16 protein-coding genes are annotated in these 19,834 nt (G+C 70.7%); 5 read left to right on the top strand and 11 right to left on the bottom strand.

The features are described from left to right. Nucleotides 1–5 precede the first annotated feature (5 nt). Entirely contained in the window at nucleotides 6–449 is a 444-nt protein-coding gene (locus GPZ80_RS28175) for an iron chaperone (RefSeq protein ID WP_187224134.1), read from the top strand. A gap of 27 nt (nucleotides 450–476) precedes the next feature. Here GPZ80_RS28175 and GPZ80_RS28170 read toward each other — a convergent pair whose 3' ends face one another. Then, entirely contained in the window at nucleotides 477–1,049 is a 573-nt protein-coding gene (locus GPZ80_RS28170) for a TetR/AcrR family transcriptional regulator (protein WP_187224175.1), read from the bottom strand. An 81-nt stretch (nucleotides 1,050–1,130) separates the two neighbouring features. On the opposite strand from GPZ80_RS28170, the gene GPZ80_RS28165 reads away from it, so the two are divergent. After that, entirely contained in the window at nucleotides 1,131–1,457 is a 327-nt protein-coding gene (locus tag GPZ80_RS28165; protein WP_187224133.1) for a rhodanese-like domain-containing protein, read from the top strand. Nucleotides 1,458–1,473: 16 nt separating this feature from the next. On the opposite strand, the gene GPZ80_RS28160 is transcribed toward GPZ80_RS28165, so the two are convergent. Continuing rightward, nucleotides 1,474–4,329: an ATP-binding protein gene (locus GPZ80_RS28160; RefSeq protein ID WP_187224132.1), complete on the bottom strand. Its 2,856-nt coding sequence runs from the start codon at nucleotides 4,327–4,329 to the stop codon at nucleotides 1,474–1,476. A 173-nt stretch (nucleotides 4,330–4,502) separates the two neighbouring features. Here GPZ80_RS28160 and GPZ80_RS28155 point away from each other — a divergent pair, with 173 nt between their 5' ends. After that, nucleotides 4,503–6,068: a S8 family serine peptidase gene (locus GPZ80_RS28155; protein WP_187224131.1), complete on the top strand. Its 1,566-nt coding sequence runs from the start codon at nucleotides 4,503–4,505 to the stop codon at nucleotides 6,066–6,068. Between the two features lie 494 nt (nucleotides 6,069–6,562). On the opposite strand, the gene GPZ80_RS28150 is transcribed toward GPZ80_RS28155, so the two are convergent. Both GPZ80_RS28150 and GPZ80_RS28145 read right to left on the bottom strand, forming a co-directional pair. Further along, nucleotides 6,563–8,356, bottom strand: coding sequence for a trypsin-like serine protease (locus GPZ80_RS28150; protein WP_187224130.1), 1,794 nt, complete (start codon nucleotides 8,354–8,356; stop codon nucleotides 6,563–6,565). Nucleotides 8,357–8,388: 32 nt separating this feature from the next. Next, nucleotides 8,389–9,987, bottom strand: a complete 1,599-nt coding sequence (locus GPZ80_RS28145) for a S8 family peptidase (protein ID WP_187224129.1) — start codon at nucleotides 9,985–9,987, stop codon at nucleotides 8,389–8,391. 195 nt (nucleotides 9,988–10,182) lie between these two features. Between GPZ80_RS28145 and GPZ80_RS28140 the strand changes: the two genes are divergently transcribed. Next, nucleotides 10,183–12,909, top strand: a complete 2,727-nt coding sequence (locus GPZ80_RS28140) for an AAA family ATPase (protein ID WP_187224128.1) — start codon at nucleotides 10,183–10,185, stop codon at nucleotides 12,907–12,909. Nucleotides 12,910–12,954: 45 nt separating this feature from the next. On the opposite strand, the gene GPZ80_RS28135 is transcribed toward GPZ80_RS28140, so the two are convergent. Together GPZ80_RS28135 and GPZ80_RS28130 are read right to left on the bottom strand one after the other, a co-directional pair. Further along, on the bottom strand, nucleotides 12,955–13,845 hold the full coding sequence (locus GPZ80_RS28135) for a PfkB family carbohydrate kinase (protein WP_187224127.1): 891 nt from the start codon (nucleotides 13,843–13,845) through the stop codon (nucleotides 12,955–12,957). Nucleotides 13,846–13,914: 69 nt separating this feature from the next. Next, nucleotides 13,915–14,727 carry a universal stress protein gene (locus tag GPZ80_RS28130; protein ID WP_187224126.1) on the bottom strand — a complete coding sequence of 271 codons (813 nt, stop codon included), beginning with the start codon at nucleotides 14,725–14,727 and terminating at the stop codon, nucleotides 13,915–13,917. A 315-nt stretch (nucleotides 14,728–15,042) separates the two neighbouring features. On the opposite strand from GPZ80_RS28130, the gene GPZ80_RS28125 reads away from it, so the two are divergent. After that, nucleotides 15,043–15,180 carry a hypothetical protein gene (locus GPZ80_RS28125; protein ID WP_187224125.1) on the top strand — a complete coding sequence of 46 codons (138 nt, stop codon included), beginning with the start codon at nucleotides 15,043–15,045 and terminating at the stop codon, nucleotides 15,178–15,180. A 38-nt stretch (nucleotides 15,181–15,218) separates the two neighbouring features. Here the strand turns inward: GPZ80_RS28125 and GPZ80_RS28120 are convergent, their stop codons facing one another. From GPZ80_RS28120 to GPZ80_RS28100, 5 genes are all read right to left on the bottom strand, one after another. Continuing rightward, nucleotides 15,219–16,658 carry a serine/threonine-protein kinase gene (locus tag GPZ80_RS28120; RefSeq protein ID WP_187224124.1) on the bottom strand — a complete coding sequence of 480 codons (1,440 nt, stop codon included), beginning with the start codon at nucleotides 16,656–16,658 and terminating at the stop codon, nucleotides 15,219–15,221. Nucleotides 16,659–17,000: 342 nt separating this feature from the next. After that, complete coding sequence (locus GPZ80_RS28115) at nucleotides 17,001–17,624, bottom strand: hypothetical protein (protein WP_187224123.1); 624 nt, start codon at nucleotides 17,622–17,624, stop codon at nucleotides 17,001–17,003. Between the two features lie 222 nt (nucleotides 17,625–17,846). Next, nucleotides 17,847–18,461: a dihydrofolate reductase family protein gene (locus GPZ80_RS28110; RefSeq protein WP_187224122.1), complete on the bottom strand. Its 615-nt coding sequence runs from the start codon at nucleotides 18,459–18,461 to the stop codon at nucleotides 17,847–17,849. Then, nucleotides 18,458–18,922, bottom strand: a complete 465-nt coding sequence (locus tag GPZ80_RS28105; RefSeq protein ID WP_187224121.1) for an SRPBCC family protein — start codon at nucleotides 18,920–18,922, stop codon at nucleotides 18,458–18,460. Before GPZ80_RS28105 ends, GPZ80_RS28110 begins: the two co-directional genes overlap by 4 nt. Then, nucleotides 18,919–19,263 carry an ArsR/SmtB family transcription factor gene (locus GPZ80_RS28100; protein WP_187224120.1) on the bottom strand — a complete coding sequence of 115 codons (345 nt, stop codon included), beginning with the start codon at nucleotides 19,261–19,263 and terminating at the stop codon, nucleotides 18,919–18,921. Before GPZ80_RS28100 ends, GPZ80_RS28105 begins: the two co-directional genes overlap by 4 nt. Nucleotides 19,264–19,834: the final 571 nt, after the last annotated feature.

The raw sequence follows: 19,834 nt of genomic DNA, 5'->3' as shown, positions 1-19,834 counted from the left end.
CCGGGATGAGCGCCGCGAAGAAGTCCGCCAAGATCGTCGGGTTCAGCGACGAGGAACTCGCCGCGATGAAGGAGCACGGCCAGGAACTGAAGAAGGCCGCCCGGCGCGGCGCCAAGGCCGACCTGGAGCCGGACGTGCTCGCGAAGATCGCCGAGATGTCCGAACCGGACCGAGTGATGGCCGAGCGGATCCACACCATCATCCGGTCCAGCGCGCCCGACCTCGCGCCGAAGCTCTGGTACGGGATGCCCGCGTACGCCAAGGACGGCAAGGTCGTCTGCTTCTTCCAGAGCGCGGAGAAGTTCAAGGCGAGGTACGCGACGCTCGGCTTCAGCGACCAGGCGATGCTCGACGACGGCGCGATGTGGCCGACCTCGTTCGCGCTGACCGCGCTGACCCCGGCCGACGAGAAGCGGATCGGCGCGCTCGTGCGGCAAGCGGTGAGCTGAGGCCGACCATCGAGGGACCGTGCGAAGTCAGGAGCCTGCCTGCCGCCAGAGGCGGGTGATACCCGCCCGGATGCGCTCCTCTCCGAGTTCGGGAAGGAGCGCCGCGATGTGTTCGGCGGCAAGGGAAGCGAGCAGGGCGTGCGCGGTGTGCTCGGGGTCGGCGGTGCCCGCGAGCAGGATCGTCACATGCTGGTGCCAGAACCGGTACGCACCGATCCGGTACCTGGCGCCGGGCGCCGCGGTCTCCGACATCCGCACCAGGGGCAGATGCGTGAACAGGTAGTCGAGGTAGGCGTCGGCGAACGCGGTGAGGCGGTCGGTGGGCGGCACTCCGGGGCCCAGCGGCGGCGGTCCGTGCAGGATCCCTTCCTGGAGCACCCGCTCGCGCGCGTCCAGCAGCGCGGCGGCCAGCCCGGCCTTGTCGCCGAAGCGGCGGAACAGGGTGCCCTTGCCGACACCCGCGGCCGCCGCCACCTGGTCCATGGACACCGCTTCGACGCCGTGTTCGGCGAAGAGCCGCGCGGCCGCGTCCAGGATGGCGGCCCGGTTGCGGGCGGCGTCGGTGCGCTCCTTGGGCGGCGGCGTGCGAAGCAGTTCCAATGGGGTTGCGGAACCGGACTGCGGTCCGTTACGGTCGTGAGGCACATCCGGACTATAGTCCGATTAGCTGGAGGTAGCGACATGACCGCATCCATCACCCGTGACGAACTGAAGGCAGCGATCGACGCGGGCACCGTGACCCTGGTCGACGCGCTGGGCGGCGAGTACCACGCCAAGCAACACCTGCCTGGCGCCGTTCCCCTGGTCCTGGCCGACGTCGACGCGCAGGCGCCCACCCTGCTGCCCGACCGCCATGCCGCGGTCGTCACCTACTGCTCCAACCTCGCGTGCCCCAACAGCGGACAGGTCGCCGAGCGACTCACCGGCCTGGGCTACACCAACGTCCGCAAGTACGGGGAAGGGATTGAGGACTGGGTGGCCGCGGGCTTGCCCACCGAGTCGTCCTGACCGGGCACCGGGACAGTCAGGACGGGTTCACCGCCGACGCGAACGCCGTCCTGGATGACACGCGGAGCTTGCGCATGGCCCGCGACACGTGGTGCTCGACGGTGCGGGGGGACAGGAACAGCTCGTCGGCGATCTGGCGGTTCGTCAGCCCGGCCGCCACGAACTCCACGACCTCGCGCTCACGCGGGGAGAGCTCATCCCCGTAGGCCTTGCGGCCGGTGGGGCGGGCAGGCCGGAACCGGAGGCTGAGCCGTCGGCAGCGGTCGGCGTCGCGGGTGTTGCCGAGTGCGGTGTACCCGGCAGCCGCGGCCCCGAACCGGGCCAGCGCCAGCGATTCGTCGCCCAGTTCCACGGCGACGGCGGCGGCGTCCTCGGCGGTGACTGCGGCAGCGTGCGGCCGCGGCAGTTCGGCATAGGCGTCCGCGGCCCGCAGCAGGCCGTCGAGGGCGGCCCGCCGGTCCGCGGTGACCAGCGCCCGAGCCAACACGGCCGCCGCCGCCGCCAGCGGCGCGTCGCGCCCCGCGATCCCCTCCTCGTACTCGGCGACGAGCCGGGTCGCGTCCTCCCCTCGCCCGACTCGCTGGAACGCGCGGACCGCCTGCGGGACCAGGTCGGCCCCCCACAGCCAGTTCTCCTTCGCCCGGACCCGACGCAACGCCCGGTCGGCGCCGACGGCGGCGGCGGCCACGTCGCCGTGGGCAAGCGCGTTGGCCACCCGGCAGGCGGAGATCGCCAGCAGAAAGGGCGCGGTTTCCGGGGAGGCCCCGTACGCGCTGTTCAGCTGCCGTCCCGCCTCGTCCCGCTCGCCACGGGCCGTCGCGACCCACGCCAGGGTCAGCCACGCGTCCATGGCGAGCGAGGGCATCTCGCCTGCCTGCTCGACAAGGTGGGTCGCGTCCGCCGCCAGCGTGTCCCAGCTGCCGGTGAGGGCGTCGAGCCGCAGTGCGGTTCCGGTGCTGAGCATCGACAGGTAGGGCACGTCGCTGTCAGCCATCAGGGTGGAGCTGACCCGCAGCATCTCCCGCGCTTCGGTGTAGCGGCCGATCCAGCACAGCGAGTCGGCCAAATTGTTGAAGGCGCGGACGAGTTGGCGCCGGATCCGGGGCGACCGCGATGATCTGGGCAGTTCGTCGACCATCGGGCGCAGCGCCGGGTCGCCGGTGTCGGCGAGCAGGGTGAGGTGGTTCGCCCGCAGGACCATCTCGAGTTCGTCGTCGCACCGCGCCGCGGCGGCCAACTGCCTGGCCTTCGCCAGCCAGCCGGTATGACCGGAGATCGCCCGCCACCCGAAGGCGGGCAGGACCAGCGCGGCCGCGCCGCGCGCGGCCAGGGCGGGCCGGTCGGCCAGGTCGTGCACCGCCATCTCGATCTCGCTCTGGCCCTCCTCGATCCGGCCGGCCTGGTTCATCAGCACCCGGCCCAGGTTGATCCGCACCTCACCTCGGTCGGGCCCGCTGAGCGACCCGTCCCGCAGCAGCGCGCCCAGCCGCGCGACCGTGCCCGCCTGGGCGAGGCCGTTCGCGGCGACCCGGCTCAGGCGCACGGCGAGCGTGCGCAGCGCCCGGGCTGGCAGGGCGTCATCGGCCAGCGCGGTCTCCAGCACCCACAGCGCGAACGCGGTGTCGCCGACCTCGCCCGCGTGGTCGGCGGCGGCCACGGTGCGGCTCAACCAGTTCGCCAAGTCCCCGGCTTGCCGATAGTGATGCGCCAGCCGGACCAGCGCACGGTCCTTGCGGGCCACCAGCAGATCGGCGGCCCGTGCGTGCAGCTCACGGCGGCGCGGCCCGGGGATCGCCACGTCCACCGCCTGCCGGGCGAGCGGATGCCGCAAGGCGTACCGGGCGGTGCCGATCTCGAACAGCACGGCGGCGGCCAGCGCCTCGGACACCGCGCCCGACACCAGGCGCGGGGACAGGCCGGACACCGCGGCCAGGTCCTCCTCGCTCGCCGGGGCGTCCAGCACGGCGGCGGCGTGCACGACCGCGGTGACGGTGGGGCCGAGCCTGCCCAGTCGGTCGGCCATGGTGTCGCGCAGCAGCACCGGGATGTCGACCAAGTCGAGGGCCCACGACCCCGGCTCGCCACCGATCTCGCGGAACTCGCGCAGCACCTCCTCGATGACGAACGGGATACCCGCCGTGCGGTGGTGCAGTTCGGCGGCGAATCCGTGCGGAACGTCTTGGGCGCCCAGCAGTCCCGCGGCCAGCACACCGACATCGGCCGGTTCCAGCGGGCGCAGCCGCAGCAGCGTGGTGTGCTCGTCGGCGAGCAGGTGGGGGACGTCGCCCAGCAGCGACCTCTCCCCCGCCGGATACGCCTCGCGGCGGTAGGTGGCGACCAGCGCCAGATCGGGGATCCGCGGGAACATGAGGAACCGCAACAGGTCCTGCGTGCCCTCGTCGGCCCAGTGCAGGTCTTCGAGGACCAGCACAGCCGGTCCGTAGGCGGCCAGCAGCTCGCGCACCGCGCGGAACACCTGGTGCCGCTCGACCGCGGCGTCGCCCTTGGGCGGCTCCGGCGGGAGCAGTCCGCTCAGCTCGGGCAGCAGTGGCCGCAGCGCGCCCGCGATGGGCGAGAGGGAATCGGCCACCCGGGCCAGCAGGGGCGCGGTTTCCCGCAGCACGTCCACCACCGGGCCGTACGGGAACGGCTCCCGCATCGGCTGGCAGCCACCGACCAGCACCGCCCGGGCCGCGATCTCCTGGCCGCGCAGCGACTCCCGCACCAGCCTGGTCTTGCCGACCCCGGCTTCGCCCTCGATCAGGACCAACGCGGGTGGATCGGTCACCAAGCGGGACAGTTCGGCCAGCTCAGCGGCCCGGCCGACAAACACCGAATGGGGTTGCCGGGCGGGAAGAAGCCTCGCGGTCATGCTCGCCGATGGTACCCAGTCCGGGCGGTTCCACTTGGGCGAGCATTGTTTGGGTACCCCCGTTGAATCCCAGGCCGGTGCGCCCAGGTCCGTTGGGGCCGCAAGGTAAGTGCGAGCGGCGACCCCAAACGTCTCGACCCTGCTCTCGCCGCTCAGACGAGGGAGTCAACCAGATGAACAGAAAAACCAGGCGCGCCCTGCTCGGAGCGCTGGCCGTCGCGACGGCGGTGGCCGCGCTCGCGCCCGCGGCCGCCAGCGCGGCTCCGCCGGAGGGCAAGGTCGTTCAGGCCCGCCAGCACTGGGCCGCGGGCTGGTACAACGTCCAGCTGCACGACGCCGCGGGTGCGAGCGCCGAGTCCGTCCAGTCGAAGGCGCAATCGCTGATCTCGGAGTACGGCGGCACGGTTCAGTCCACTTGGAACCGAACCATCCAGGGCTTCTCGGTGCGCGGTCTGTCCGAAGGCGCGGCCCGCAGGCTGGCCGCGAACCCCGCGGTCAAGGCGGTCTACGAGACCGGCACCGCGCGCGGCGCCGACGTCCAGGACAACGCGCCGTGGACCGTCGACCGTGTGGACCAGACGGACCTGCCGCTGAACACCAAGTACGAGTACAACGCCACCGGCGAGGGTGTCACCGTCTACAACATGGACAGCGGAACCCGGATCTCCCACGCCGAGTTCGAGGGCCGGGCGACCAACGGCTACGACTTCTTCGACAAGGACTCCGTCGCCCAGGACTGCCACGGCCACGGCACGCACACCGCGAGCGCGTCGGTCGGCAAGACCTATGGCGTGGCGAAGAAGGCGAAGCTGGTGGCGCTGCGGGTGTTCGACTGCAGCAACTCCGGCCCAGACTCCCTGGTCATCGACGCGGTCGAGTGGATCGACGCGAACGGGCAGAAGCCCGCGGTGGTCAACATGAGCCTCGGCCAGTACGAGGCGGGCATCGGCGACGCGCAGATCAAGGCCTCGATCCAGAAGGGCTTCATCTACGTCTTCGCCGCGGGCAACAACAACGGCGCGGACGCGTGCGGCTACAGCCCGGCGCGGGTCACCGAGGGCCTCACGGTCGCCTCGACCGAGAAGAACGACTCCCGTTCGGGCTTCTCGAACATCGGCACCTGCGTCGACCTGTTCGCCCCCGGCGGCAGCAACGTCGGCGCGAGCTACGGCAGCGACACGGCGACCCGTACCGACCAGGGCACGTCGTTCTCCGCCCCGCTGGTCACCGGCGCGGTGGCCCTGTACCTGCAGAGCCACCCGACGGCCAACCAGGCCGAGGTGAACAAGGCGATCATCGACGCGGCTACCTCGGGCAAGGTCACCAACGCGGGCACCGGTTCGCCGAACAAGCTGCTCTACACCAAATTCGGCACCACCCCGGACCCGAGCTGCGCCAAGCAGTCCAACACCACCCCAGTGTCCATTCCGGACGCGGGCAGCGCGGTCACGAGCACGATTTCGGTGACCGGCTGCACCGGCGCGGGTTCGGCCACCGCGCAGGTCGAGGTGGCCATCACCCACTCGTACCGCGGCGACCTGGTGGTCGAACTGGTGGCGCCGGACGGCACGGCCTACCGCCTGAAGGAGTCCAGCCCGGCTGACCACGTGGATGACGTGCGGGCCACGTACTCGGTCAACTTGTCTTCGGAGACGAAGAACGGCGACTGGAAGCTGCGGGTGCAGGATGTCTATCGCTTTGACACCGGCTCGGTTCAGAGTTGGAGCTTGACGGTCTGATGCTCTGACGCCTTGCTGCGAGAGCCCCCGGCGCCATGGTGCTGGGGGCTCTCGTGTGTGTTCGGGCCTGCGTTACTGGGGGTGTCTGTTAGGTGGTTCGCCTTGGGACTTCGAACAGAACAGGCCGCGAGACGCCCGCGGACCCATCCCGTTTCTGTTGCACAGCACGACACCGGGCAAGAGTCCGCACGCATCCACCCGACTTCGTCGCACAGCAGGACACCGGGCGAGAGTCAGCGCGATCCTCACCCAACTTCGTCGCACAGCAGGAAACCAAACGGAAAATCCCGGTCACCCCCGCCCGCCTCCCCACCGCACAACAAGCAACCGGGTGGGAGCCCGCACCTCCCACCCAGCTTCCACCGCATAGCAGGAAACCGGGTGGGAGCCTGTACTTCTCCCACCCGGTTTCATCCATAACCGGCAGGAACCGGGTGGGTGCCTGCGTCTCCCACCCGGTTCCCTTACCCAGCTACCTCCCTGCCCAGCAGCGGCTAGGTCACCGCGAGCGTGAACACCGCGCTCCCGGTCTTGCCGTCACTGCTCGTCCCGGTAATCGTGATCTTGTATGTCCCCGTCGGCGTCGCGAACGACGTGACGATGTGGACCCATGCCGGTTGGCCAGGGCTCACCGTCGTCGGCTGGAAGTTGGCCGTCGTGCCCGGCGGCAGGCCGGACGCGCTCAGGGTCACCGGGGTGGTCGCGCCCGTGATGGTCAACGAGGGGAAAACCCCGCCGCCCTTGAACGTGCTCGCCGATGACGGCGAGAGCGCGATCGTGAGGCCACCCGGCTGCGGGTCGCCGCTGCCGACCGTGAGGGCCAGCGTCGCGTTGCGGGTGATCGAACCGGAGGTTCCGGTCACCGTCACCGAGTAGTTGCCCGCGGCCGTGCTCGAGGAGGTGGTGATCGTCAGCTTGGCGTTCGTGCCGGACTTGATCGAAGCAGGCTGGAACACCGCCTGGGCGCCGGAGGGAAGTCCGCTGGCGCTCAGGGTGACGTCGGCGGAGGTGCCGCCGACCACCGTGCTGGTGACCGTGGTGGAGATGTTGCCGCCCTGGTTCACCTTCACCGACGCCGGGCTGAGCCCGAGGCCGAAGTCGGCGCCGGGGCTGCCCGCCCCGACGGTCAGCGTCAGTGTGGACGTCTTGGTCACGCCGGACGCCGACTTTGCGTTCACCGTCACCGAGTGCGTGCCGTCCGGGGTGCCGGACGCCACGGACAGCGACAGTTTCGCGCCCGAGCCGGACTTCACCGTGGCGGGCTGGAAGTCCGCCGTCACACCGGAGGGCAGTCCGGTCGCCGAGAGGGTCACATCCTCCACAGTGGCGCCCGACGTGGTCTTGACCCCGACGGAACCGCTGGCTCCGGCCGCGACCGTCACCGAGGCCGGCTCGACGCTGACGCCGAACTCGACGGGTGTGGTGTCGCCGACCTGCTGCTTGACCCAGTCACCCATGTCGTTGTCGAGCCGGGCGTAGATGCTGTACCACTTGAAGTCGGACCGGCTCCACGACGACAGGCCGACAATCTTGCCGCCGACGACGAAGGGGCCGCCGCTGTCACCGGGCAGCACGGTCACGCGCCCGTCCGAGTAGCCGGCGCAGATCATGGTCGCCAGCTTGTAGCCCGCGGCCACACCCTGGCACTGGTTGACGCCGTCTACGATCGGGAGGTCCGCCTTGTCCAGCGTGACGTCGGCCGGTGTGTCGTCGTGCGTCTTCTTGCCGTAGCCGAAGCCGCGGCCGGTGTCGCCGACCTTCCAGATGCCCGCGTCGGCGGAGGTGGCGTACTTCGCCCACTTCTCCGGCGGAACCGGGATGTCCTCGTTGGTCGTCACCACCGCGACGTCGTAGCCTTGGTCCCAGTTGACGTACTTGGGGTGCTTGACATACGACTTCGTGGTCAGCGTCGTCCCGGTGCCGACCACGAGGTCGTCGAGGCCGTAGAGGAACGTCTTCGTGCCCGCCAGGTCGTAGCAGTGCGCCGCGGTCAGGATGTGCCTCGGGCCGATCACCGAGCCGGTGCACGACTGCCCCTTGGGCCGGGAGCCTTCCGACCGCAGGTTGGCGATGACCGCCGGGAACTCCGACACGGTGGCGTTCTGGCCGTTGTAGAACTGGCCACTCGCGCCGTCGAAAGTGGAGACGGAATTGTCCGCATAGGACAGACCCGGGTCGTGGGGAGCGCGCTTCTGCTCCCCACTGGTCGCCGCGACGGCGACCGTGGCCACGCTGGCGACGGCCAGCGCCATGCCCAACGTGAGCGCGATCCGCTTGGATCTCGACATGGTGCTCTTTCCTTCCACAGTGGATCGCGCGCTCACGGGGTGAGCGTCCATGAGGTGATGGAGCCGGTGTCGTAGCGGTAGATGTCGGTCACCCGCAGCTTCCAGGTGCCGTTCTTCGTCTCCGACGACGCGTTGACGGTGTAGGTGGTGTGGATGCCACCCGCGTCACCGACGCCACCCGCCCGCTGCAGGGTGTAGGCCGTGCCGGACGGACCGACGAGCTCGACGAGCAGGTCGGCGCTGTAGCTGTGGGTGATGTCGACCTTGACCGAGGTGGTGGCCGAGGCGTTGCCAGTGCAGTTGCTGACCGTCACGGATGACTCGACCGCCGCGCCCGCGTCGGGGATGGCCGTCGTGTTCGAATTGGTCGGCGCCGCGCAGGTGCCGGGGCCGGGGTTGGTGCCACCAAGCTTCGTGACGTTGAGCAGCTTGTTCGGGGATCCGCTGCCGATGTTGGTGATCTTGCCCGCCACGGAGGCGTCCAGGATCGCCTGGGCCACGGTCGCGGGGCTGCCGCCCGGCTTGGCGGTCAGGTAGATCGCCGCCGCGCCCGAGACGTGCGGGGCCGCCATCGACGTACCGCTCATCTGCTTGGCCCCACCATCCTTGTTGACGGAGGTGATCAGGTTGCCCGGCGCGAAGAGATCCACACAGGTCCCGTAGTTCGACATGGCGCCGTTGGGGAACGTGGCCCGCACGTCCTTGTCGTTCGACGCCGCGACGGTGATCGCCTCGGGGACGCGGGCCGGGCTGAACGTGCAGGCGTCGGTGCCGCTGTTGCCCGCCGCGAGCACGGTGGTGATGCCCTTGGCGACGGCGCGCTTGGCCGCGTCGTCGACCGAGGTGTTGGTCGACCCGCCGAGGCTGGCCTGCAGGATCGAGTTGGGGCCCGCGTTCTGCGTCACCCAGTCGAACCCGCCGATGATGCCCGACCACTGACCGGTGTTGTCGCAGCCCAGCACCCGGACGCCGACCAGCTTGACCTTCTTGGCCACGCCGTGGCTGGTGCCGCCGACGGTCCCGGCGACGTGCGAGCCGTGCCCCTGACAGTCGGTGGAGTCGTTGTCGTTGTCGATGAAGTCTTTGCCCGAGGTGGCCCGCCCGCCGAAGTCGGGGTGGTTGAAGGCGATGCCGGTGTCCACGACGTAGACGGTCGCGCCCTCGCCGTCGTTCGGGTAGGTGTACTTGTTGTCCAGCGGCAGCGACTCCTGGTCGATCCGGTCGAGACCGTACGACGGGGGGTTCAGCTGCTCGCCGAACCCGTGGGCGATGCCGTCCTGCTCGACGTAGGCGACCAACGGGTCGGCGGCGAGTTGCCGCGCGCGCTGCTCGGGCATGGTCGCCGAGAAGCCGAGGATGGACGCGGTGTAGGTCAGCTTCCGGGTGGCGCCGTACTTCGCCGCCAGGTCACGCGCGGTCCCCTCGACCGAGTTAGCCGACGCGCGCAGACCCGCGTCCTCCTTGAGGACGACGATGTAGTTGTCCTTCAGCGTGCCCGGCGCCCCCGCGCCCCGCACCTGTGCCTCCGGCGGCCCGGACGGCGCCGCGAAGGCGGGCACCACCGCGGCCATGAGCGCGCCCGAAGCGACAACACCCATCACCGCCAGTCGGACTGGATGTTTGAAACCCATCGATGTGCTCCATTCACCACACCACGCGGACATCCGCACGGTGAGGCGACCGCAAGCAGGGTGGAAGATCGCGCGGCCGCCTGCGGGTCACCCTCCCCCGCGGCCCGCGCCCAACCATCCGTGGTGAATCGAGTAGTAGTACCCAATTTTTGCGCTGGGCCGATACCACCCCATCTGATGCCTACCCTCGATGGCATGACAGCGGTCGAAGAGTGGCAGGGTCTGCGGCTTCCCTTTGTGGGGCGGCAGGAGGAACTCGGCGCGGGGATTCGCGCCGTGCTCGCCGCGCCGTCGGTCCTGTGCGTGACCGGCCCGGCCGGGGTCGGGAAGACCCGGCTGGTGCGGGAGATCCTGGCCGACCGGCAGGTGCGGTCGCGCACCGTCCTGCGCGGCACGTGCCAGCCGCCACCGGGCGAGGCGTTCCCCTGTGGCGCGGTGTTCGAGGCGCTGCGGCTGGCCGGGCCGCCGCCGCTGACGCCGAGCGCGGTCACCGGGGCGCTCGCGCCGTACCTGCCGGAGATCGCCGCGCACCTGCCGCCCGCGCTGCCACCGCTGCCCGACCGAGCGGCGGAGTGGCACCGCCTGTTCCGCGCGGTCCGCGACCTGCTCGACGCGCTGTCGCCGGTGGTGCTCGTCGTCGAGGACCTGCAGTGGGCCGACGACCGGACCCGGGCGCTGGTGCGCTACCTGGCCGTCCAGCCGCCCGAGCGTCTGTCCATTGTGCTCACCCAGCGGCCGGGGCCGGTGGGCTTCCCCGGAGCACGGGTCATCTCGCTGTCCGGCCTGGATTCAACCGCGGTGGCGGAGCTGGCGCTCACCATCGCGCCGACGCTGACCGAGCAGGCGCTGTCCGAGCTGCCCGAACACACCGGCGGGCGACCGGACCTGGTGGAGCACGCGGCGGCGTACTTGCTGCGCACCGGCGAACAGTCGCTCGCCCAGGCCCCGCTGCCGCGGGAGATGCGGCTGGACACGGCCGCCTGCCTGGACGCCCTCTCCCCGACCGCCCGTGCTGTGGTGCTGGCGGCGGCGGTGCTGGACGCCCCGGCGCCATGCGGGGTCCTCGCCCGGGTCGCCGGAACCACATCCGGCGAGGCCGCGACCGCGATCGCCGAAGCGGTGCGCGCCTGCCTGCTCAGCGAGTCCGGCGCCGCGCGGTACCGGGTCGAGCCCGGAGCCATGCGCCGGTGCGTGTACGACGGACTTCCCGGACCGGACCGGCGCCGCGCACACGCCCGAGCACTGAGCGCGTTGCGCGACGACCCCGGGGCCCGTCCCACCCGGCTCGCCAGGCACGCCCGCCTGGCCGGGCGGTTCGCCGAGTGGATCGCCTACACCGAATCGGCCGACGGTGACGACGCCGCCGCGGCGCTCGGTGCGGTGCTCGACGAGCCCGGGTTGCCCTCGGACCTCCGCGAGCGCGTCGCCACCCGCTACGCCCGGCTCGTGGCGGCACACCCGGAACACGGGAGCGACGCGCGACTCGACGACCTGGTCCGTGACCCGGTGCTGAGCACGGCTGCCCGCGCCGAGGCCCGCCTCGCTCTGGGGATGGTGCTGGTGCGGCGGCGCGACGGGATCGAGGCCGGGCGGACCGAACTCGCGCTCGCCGTCGGCGAACTCGCCGACCGCCCGGCCCGGGCGGCACGGGCGATGGCGGTGCTGGCCGACCCGGCCCTGGGGGCGCGGCCCCTGGCCGACCACCGGGAGTGGCTGCAGCGCGGGGTGCGCACCGCAGGCAGCGACCGGCCCGCGCTGCTGGCGGCGATCACCGCGAACCGGGTTCTCATGGAAGACGGGCCCATTCCGGAGGCCGTGCGCAGGCCGCCGGAGGGCGTCCGCGACCCCGAGGAGCGGCTCGACCTGGCCCGCGCGCACCTCACGGTGGCCCACAGCTACTCCTGGACCGGCCAGGCCGCACGCGCCCGCGCCCACCTGCGAACCGCGCGGCGGCTGTCCGACGACACCGCGGGAACAGGTCTGCGGCTGCGGCTGGACCTGCACACCGGGCAGTGGGCCGGGCTGGCCGAGCGGGCCGAGGCGCACCTGTCGGCCGATCCGGACGCGCTGCCCGACAGCGCCGAGGCCGCGCTGGTACTGGCGGTGCTCGCGTCGGCGACCGGTGACCGGCAGGCCGCGGAGCGCTGGTTCGCGCGCACCGGCCTGGACCTCCCCGAGGACGCGGTCAGCCCGGTGGCTCTCGCCGCGAGCGCGGGCGTGATCCGCATGCTGCTGGACCGCGACGAGGTCGCCGCCGCCGTCGTGGAGGCCGACCGGGCGATGGAGTTGTTCGGCCACAAGGGAATCTGGGCCTGGTCCGGCGAGGTGGTCCCGGCCGTCGTGCGGGCCTGGCTGCGAGCGGGCGGCCAGGCCGAGGCCCGTACGCTGGCCGAAGAGACCACCGCGGCGGCCGCGGGCTCGGACGCGCCCGCGGTGCTCGCGGCGGCCCACGCCTCGATGGGCGCGGTGGCCGCGGCGGAGGAGGCGCACGAGCGGGCGCTGTGGCATTTCGAGCGCGCCCGCCACCACGCCGCCCGAACCGGCGCCGCCTATGCCGCCGCCGCCCACGGCGAGAACGCCGTCCGAACCCGCCTGAAGCTCGGCGACGCCGAAGCCGTCACCGCGTTGATCACCCTGGTCGGCGCCTACGAGAACCTGGGCGCGACCCGGGACGCCAACCGCTGCAGGCTCCTGCTGCGCGACCACGGCTCCGCCGCGCACACCCGCCGCTGGCGGCGCAACGGCCCCGATGCCCTGTCCCCGCGCGAGCAGGACGTCGCCGCACTGCTCGTGCGGCACCGGTCGAACCAGGAGATCGCCGACACCCTGTTCCTGTCCCGCCGCACCGTCGAACAACACGTCGCCAGCGTGCTGCGGAAGCTGGGGGTGAAATCCCGGCACGACGTCACCGGGTCGGTCTGACTATCGCGGCAAGGTCGTAGCGCGAGATGGCATGCCACAGGTCGGCTAGCCGTTAAGTCGGGGGCGACCGCCCGCGTGTTCGGTCGTAGCCGCGGACGCGGCCACGGCGAGGTGGGCGGCCTCGTGCGGGTCCACTCCCCGCATCAGGGCCGAGGTCATGGCCGCCACCAACGCGTCACCGGCGCCGGTGCTGTCCACCACGTCCACGCTCGCGTGGGGAAGGAACTCCGAGCCGCCGGGAGTCGCGACGACGTTGCCCTTCCCCGCCGCTTCCAACACGACGAGGGATGGTCCGCGACGCAGCAACTCGCGCGCCGCGCACGAGGTGTCCGCGACGTCGCCGAGTGCACGCCCGGCCAGCCGCTCGGCTTCCCGCGCGTCCGCCCGCACGACCTCGGCGCAACTCAGCAGGTCGCCGATCGGCCCGGGAACGGAAGGAGCGCCGTCGAGGACGACGTGCGCTCCCTGGGTGGATGCCAGCCGCGCGGCCGCGAGCGTTGCCGCGAACGGCTGCTGGAGTCGCACCAGCACCCACTCGGCCTCGGCGAGGAGTGTCGACGCGGCGAGCACGTCGTCGACGCCAAGCAGCGCCGCGTCGGGGATGTCCTCGAGGTGACGCCATTCCCCGGTGTCGTCGACCAGGTCGACGATGAGCGCGGTGGCCAGGCCGGTCCGCCGGACCACGTGGGTGACATCGATGCCGTCAGCCCGTGCCTGGGCCAGCAGGTCGTGTCCGGTGCGGTCGTCGCCCACCACCCCGACCAGGGCGACCTCGGCTCCGAGTTGGGCCAGACCCACGGCCTGGTTGGCGCCTTTCCCGCCGAGCACCTCCCACCGCCCGCGCACAGTCGCGGTCCCACCGGAGCCCGGCACCTCCGGGACGCGCAGGACAAGGTCGCGCGCGATCTGGCCGAGAGCGACAACTTGGGGCGCCACGGTGGCGGCTACCCCGGATGTCGAGGCCGCAATCCCCGATCACCGATCATCACGGTGGCGCGGCGGTGATCACGCTCGGACGACGACCACCGGACACGGGGCGTGGAACAGGGCTTCGTTGGTGATCGGGCCGATCCCGGCGTGGGGATGCGCGGCTCCGGTGCCGACGACCAGCAGGTCCGTGTCGTGGACGCTCGCGACGATCTCATGCGGCAGGCATGACCTGGCGTCGATGTCGATCGCGAGCCCGGGTGCGAGACCTCCGGCGAGGTCGACGGCCCAGTCCACGACATCACTGGCGTGCACGGCGGCGTGGACGACGCGCAGCCTGGCTCCGGTCCGGGCGGCGATGTCGGTCGCCCAGCGCACCGGCGCGGCGTCCTCACGGCCGCTGACGGCGACGCTCACGGTGGCGTGTCTGCCCCGGATGGCGTCGGGGTGTCCTTTGACCACCGCCACCGGGCACTGCGCGGTGCCGACCAGGGGACGGACGAGGTGGCCCAGGCCGAGCCCAGGATGGTGTCGACCGCGCGCGCCGACCACCACCAGCCCCGCCTCGGCACTCGCGTCGACCAGGGTGTCCAGCGGGTCCGGCTCGTCGATGAAATGGCGCACCACGGCCATCGTCGGGTGTTCGTGGGCCACCTGGTTGACCCCGTGCGCGACGGCTCCAGCACGGGCTCCGACCGACTGGTAGACGTGCAGGGCGTCGCCGAGCAGATCGGCGTGCCGGGCCGCCCAGGCGACAGCCCGGTCACCCAGGTACGAGCCGTCGGTGCCCACCACCACGCCGCGCCCCCGCGATCGCCCGGTGACCGACGGTCCCGGCAGGCTGTGTTCCGACAGGATGGGTGGGCGGAGGTCTGGAAGGGTCTGAGGCATCGGTGGTCCTCACGTCGTCACTCGAGACTGCCGGGGGATACCGCGCCTACACCTTGTCCTAATCCGACTGTGATCGCCATACCCTGTCGCACACGGATCGAACATGAACGACGCACGCGAATCGTCGGCGTCACATGTAGACGGATAGTGCTCGTTGCACGGCGTCAACAAGCGGGTGTTAACCCATTTGGTCTAATTGACGAGGCAACTCGACTGTTCCACGTCAGAGCCGCGTTGTTCAGCACTTCCACAGGCGAGACCCGAGGTAACACCCAGGCCTGCCACAAGGGCGTCCGTCGTGAAGGGGAGCAGAAAATGAGCTCGAGCGAAACGCCGTCCGGTCCGCAGCCGAACACCGCCGAACCGCGGGCGAACGCGAAGGACGAGTCGTGGACTCCACTGTTCGACGCCCTCTGCGCCGAGTTCGGACACCCAGTGGGAACTCGCGGCTGACCTCGCACGACCCGCCGGTCCCACCGCGCTGACCGCGGTCAGCCGTCACCCTCCTTCCTCTCGTCCTCCTTCTTCTCGTCCTCCTTCTTGCCCTTGCCCTTGTCGTTGTCCCTGCCCTTGTCGTCCTTGCCGCTGACCCGTTCCGAGGACAGGACTTCATCGGCGTCGATCAACAGCGCGCCGTCGCGGGCGAGCAGGACCAGTTGGCGGGTTTCCCGCAGCCTGCCGCGGCTTTCCGCGGTGTACTCGATCGCGACCCGGACGGTGTTCGCACCGGTGGTCCGCGGCGCGGTGCTGATGGTGAGGTCCTTGACGTCCTTCCAGGTCTGCTCGTACTGCTCCTTGCCCTGGGCCCGCATCCTCGGACCGAGCCGCGTCCAGGCCTCGCCGGTGTTCTCCGGCAACAGGCCGTAGTACTCGGTCACGGCCCGGTTCAGGTCATCGGGACCGATCACGGCCGTTGTCGGGTTCGGTGTGTTCGAGGGTGTGGCCGCCTGTTCGGGTTTGTTCGGCAGGACGAGCACGAGCAAGGTCAGCGCGGCGGCAACGGCCGTCGCGATGATCAGGGCGACCGCGCCGCGGCCGATGCCGCGGCGGACCGGCGGGTCGGCGGTCGGCGGTGGCCGCAGGTCCACCCGCGTGGGAGCAGGCGGGCGGTGCCCCGCGGCGAGGGCGTGCAGCCGCTGCGCGGCGTCGGCCATGGTCGGGCGCAGCGGCGGGTCGGCTCCCATCAGGTGCTCGACGAGGTCGCCGACCGATCCGTCGGTCACCCGAGGAGCGCTCTGCCCTGCGGCGACGGCGTGCAGCACGGCCATGGGGTTGTCGCCGTCCCCGAAGGGCGCCCGGCCTTCCAGCGCCGTGTACAAAGTGGCGCCCAGGGAGAACACGTCGCTCGCCGGGTTCGGTTCAGCGCCACGGGCGACTTCCGGGGCCAGAAAGGCCGGGGTGCCCACGAGCAGGCCGGTCGCGGTGACGGTCACGTCGCCGCGGGCGCGGGCGATCCCGAAGTCGGTGATCTTCGCCTGCCCGTCACCGGTGATCAGGACGTTGGCGGGTTTGACGTCGCGGTGCACGATTCCGGCCGCGTGGGCGGCCGCGAGCGCGGCCGCGACCTGGGCGCCGATCCGGGCCACTTCGTCCGCGGGCAGCGCGCCACGCCCGGCGATCAGCTCGGCGAGGTTCTGCCCGGGCACGTATTCCATGACCAGGACCGGCCTGCCGTCATCATCGGCGACGTCGTACACGGTGACCGCGCCGGGATGCTGCAGCCGCGCGGCGATGCGACCTTCCCGAACGGCCCGTTCCTTGGCTCGCGCGGCCTCCTCAGCCGACGACCCGGGCGGCGACGCGAGCGGCTTGACCGCGACGACCCGGCCCAACTGCTCGTCGAGCGCCTGCCACACCTCACCCATCCCGCCGACGCCGACACGTCGCTGAAGCCGATATCGCCCGGCGACAAGGCGGCCGTCCTCGGGCACGGGTATCCCTCCACGTTCGACCCCACGGTTTGCCGACACAAGCACGCTACTGCGCCTACCACCCGAGGAGGTGACGAACGCCGTGCGGATCCTTCACCTGGAGCGGCTCACGCCTCGTCGGCCGTGGCGTAGCGCGCGAGTACGAGCTGTGAGTTGTCGAGCAGCCGCAGGCCGATCGGTGACGTGCCCTCACAGGCCGGGCCGATCATATGCAGATCGTCCACCGAGCCCGCGGCGGGCAGGCCACTGCAGAGGCGCGGTGGCTGCCAACGTCCAGCTGGGGCCGCACCACGGCAGGCCAAGCTATCCATTGTGGACAAAACGTGCTCGGCGAACTCGGTTTCAGTCGAGTTCGGCTCGGCGGCGCCGCAGTTCGTCGATGGTGCCCTCGACCGTGTCGCGGTGCTCCTCAAGCCGCCCGATGACCCTGTCGATCTCGGCACGAACCTGCTCGACACTGTCGCGCTCTATCTCCGTGTGATCGGCGTGGACCTGGTTGCGCTCGCCGAGCACCAGCGGCCGGTCCACCCTGGGCACCGCCGAGATCCGGTTGTTGATGAAGTCGTTCAGCTCGTCCAGGCTGTCGTTGAGGCGCTCGGTCCAGGACAGACGCCGACGGGCCTCCTTCTCGGGATCGCGTTCGTTCCAGGAGGCGTCCGCCATGGTGCGGGTCAACGCCTCGTCGGTGGCACGGAAGTTCAACAACAGGCCGTTGACAGCGCGTCGCACGGATTCCACGTCGGACGGCTCCGCATCCGGCCGACGTGCCGCGGGCCAGGACCGCTGTCCTCCACGGCGCTTGTAGTGCTGCTGCATAGCCTGTTTGGAGCGTTCGCCGTAGACCGCGCCCAACTGCTCCCACGTCCAGCCACTGTCCATGACCGACTCGATCAGCACCCGTTCGGCCTGGTCCACCGCTTCACGGGCCCACGGCATCATCCGCAGCGCACTCAGGGATTCATTCACCCCGTCAACGTATTGGTTGACAGAGCTTTGTGTCAACCCATGCGTTGACGCGATGTCGACTCCGCACCCGTATTCGACTCACAACTGGCTACTCACCAACGTCGTGGTCCTGAACGCGAATCTCCGCCAGCCGAAACCACGACGTCGGGCAAGTCGTGGGGCACGCGGTGGCCGCGACGGATGATCGGCCTCCGCGACGAGACCTACACCGACCAACGGCAGTCAGCGTTCGGCGATCACCTTGTAGGACAAGTGCTCCGCACTCGGCGCGGACACCGACTCCACCAGCTCCAAGCGCACCCTCGGGGAGTCCTCGACCGGGAAGAGTCGGGTACCCGCGCCGAGGACGATGGGCGCGAGGTGGATGTCGAGCAGATCCACCAGTCCCGCGGCCAGGAACGCGTGGCAGATCTGGCCGCCGCCCATGATCACCACATCCTTCGCGCCTGCCGCGGCGCGGGCTTTGGCCACCGCGCTGTGCGGTCCGTCGGTGACGAACGTGAACCGGTCGCCGAGGCGCCAGGTTTCCGGCGCCGCGTGGGTCAGCACGAACACCGGCGGTGGCGCCACGGTCCGCTCACGCTCGGCGCCGTAGCCGACCTCGTCGTTCCAGCCGTCGGGGCCGTCGACGACGTCGAACGTGCGGCGGCCCATGATCACGGCGCCGGTTCGGGCGAGCATGTCGTCCAGCGTCTTCCGATTGAGCGGGGCCTGGTCGAACACCCAGTCGTGCAACGGTTCCCCGCCGACACCGAGCCCATGCTGCTGGTCCGCTCCCGGCCCGGTCACATATCCGTCGAGGGACATCGAGATGTCCACGATCACCTGACCGGTCATCGGGCCAGCAGCTCTTCCAGGCGCGCCATCGAGTCGCGGACACCGTGTTCCATGCCGCTCTCGACCATCGCGTCACGGCTGCGCACCGACGGGAACACGGAGTGGGTGTGCACCCGGGTGCGCCCACCGAGGTCCTCGAAGGTCAGCGTCTCGAGGCTGACGTCGTCCGGCCACCCGTCGTACTGGAAGGTCTGCACGATCCGCTCGTTCGCCACGACAGCGTGGAACACGCCGCGGAAGCTGTATTCACCCGAGTCGTCACGGTGGACGTAGTGGTAGCGACCACCCGAGGTCACGTCGTACTCGACCACGGTCGCCGTCATCCCGGACGGTCCCAGCCAGTGCGGGACAAGCTCGGGGTCGGTCCAGGCCCGGAACACCTGGGCCGGGGTCGCGTCGAACTCGCGCACGATGTCGATGAACGGCGTGCCAGATGGGGTGGTGATCGTTGTCTCGTTCACTTTTCCTGCTCCTTAATGGTTTCCAGCACCGCGTCGAGTCGGCGATAGCGCCGCTCGGCGACCAGCCGGTACTTGTCGATCCAGCTGGTCAGTTCCTCCAGGGCGGCCGCGTCGAGGTGACACGGCCTGCGCTGGGCGTCCCGGCTGCGAGTGATCAGGCCGGCCGCTTCCAGCACCTGAATGTGCCGCGAGACCGCCTGCTTGGTGATGGAGAAAGGTTCGGCCAGCTCGTTCACCGTCGCGTCGGCACGGGAAAGCCGCGCGATCATCGCGCGTCGAACGGGGTCGCCCAGCGCGGTGAACGCGCGGTTCAACCGCTCCTCCACCTCGTCAACAGCCATGTTGGTCAACTCATTTCTTTATCAACCGATATGTTGACTATATCACCCGCGGGCAGCCGCGCAACCCCCACATCGACCGTGGCGTGCGGTGACAGCCGACTGGCAGCACCCTGGTGATGCCTTCGGTTCCGCCGAACACCGGCCGAACCGAAGGAGCTCACATGTCATACCAAGTCGGCCACCAGAAAGGCCGTCCGCACTGCGTGATCGAAGATGAATCCGCGAACACGTGGACGAACAAGGATGGGTATCCCCACGTCACCGCCGCGGCCATGGCCAAGGCGGCGGTCAAGGCGAGAAACCCGACCGGGGTCCCCTTCGAAACCGATCACGCACCAAACGGGCCGCGGTCCACCGCAGCCAAGCGGCATATCCCTACGTCAACGCAACGAGCAGGATCCCGAAGAACGATCGCCGCCACCGAACGCGTGGATCACAGGTCATCAAGTACGCCGGCGGCAGCCTCTGCGCCAAGTACCACCACACTGTTGCCAGTGCCACCAGTCCGAAGGCCCGACCGGCGGCACGCCGAAGTCGTTGCCTCGAAACGCTTTCAGCGCTGGACTCGCCC

Source organism: Actinokineospora xionganensis (assembly GCF_014323725.1).
Lineage (GTDB): Bacteria > Actinomycetota > Actinomycetes > Mycobacteriales > Pseudonocardiaceae > Actinokineospora > Actinokineospora xionganensis.
This window is presented reverse-complemented; position numbering and strand designations above follow the sequence as displayed.

Excerpts from the sequence above, each read along its gene's own strand:
- GPZ80_RS28175 (WP_187224134.1), top strand. The coding sequence starts at position 6 with ATGAGCGCCGCGAAGAAGTCCGCCAAGATCGTCGGGTTCAGCGACGAG.
- GPZ80_RS28165 (WP_187224133.1), top strand. The coding sequence starts at position 1,131 with ATGACCGCATCCATCACCCGTGACGAACTGAAGGCAGCGATCGACGCG.
- GPZ80_RS28160 (WP_187224132.1), bottom strand. The coding sequence starts at position 4,329 with ATGACCGCGAGGCTTCTTCCCGCCCGGCAACCCCATTCGGTGTTTGTC.
- GPZ80_RS28155 (WP_187224131.1), top strand. The coding sequence starts at position 4,503 with ATGAACAGAAAAACCAGGCGCGCCCTGCTCGGAGCGCTGGCCGTCGCG.
- GPZ80_RS28150 (WP_187224130.1), bottom strand. The coding sequence starts at position 8,356 with ATGTCGAGATCCAAGCGGATCGCGCTCACGTTGGGCATGGCGCTGGCC.
- GPZ80_RS28145 (WP_187224129.1), bottom strand. The coding sequence starts at position 9,987 with ATGGGTTTCAAACATCCAGTCCGACTGGCGGTGATGGGTGTTGTCGCT.
- GPZ80_RS28140 (WP_187224128.1), top strand. The coding sequence starts at position 10,183 with ATGACAGCGGTCGAAGAGTGGCAGGGTCTGCGGCTTCCCTTTGTGGGG.
- GPZ80_RS28130 (WP_187224126.1), bottom strand. The coding sequence starts at position 14,727 with ATGCCTCAGACCCTTCCAGACCTCCGCCCACCCATCCTGTCGGAACAC.
- GPZ80_RS28125 (WP_187224125.1), top strand. The coding sequence starts at position 15,043 with ATGAGCTCGAGCGAAACGCCGTCCGGTCCGCAGCCGAACACCGCCGAA.
- GPZ80_RS28110 (WP_187224122.1), bottom strand. The coding sequence starts at position 18,461 with ATGACCGGTCAGGTGATCGTGGACATCTCGATGTCCCTCGACGGATAT.
- GPZ80_RS28100 (WP_187224120.1), bottom strand. The coding sequence starts at position 19,263 with ATGGCTGTTGACGAGGTGGAGGAGCGGTTGAACCGCGCGTTCACCGCG.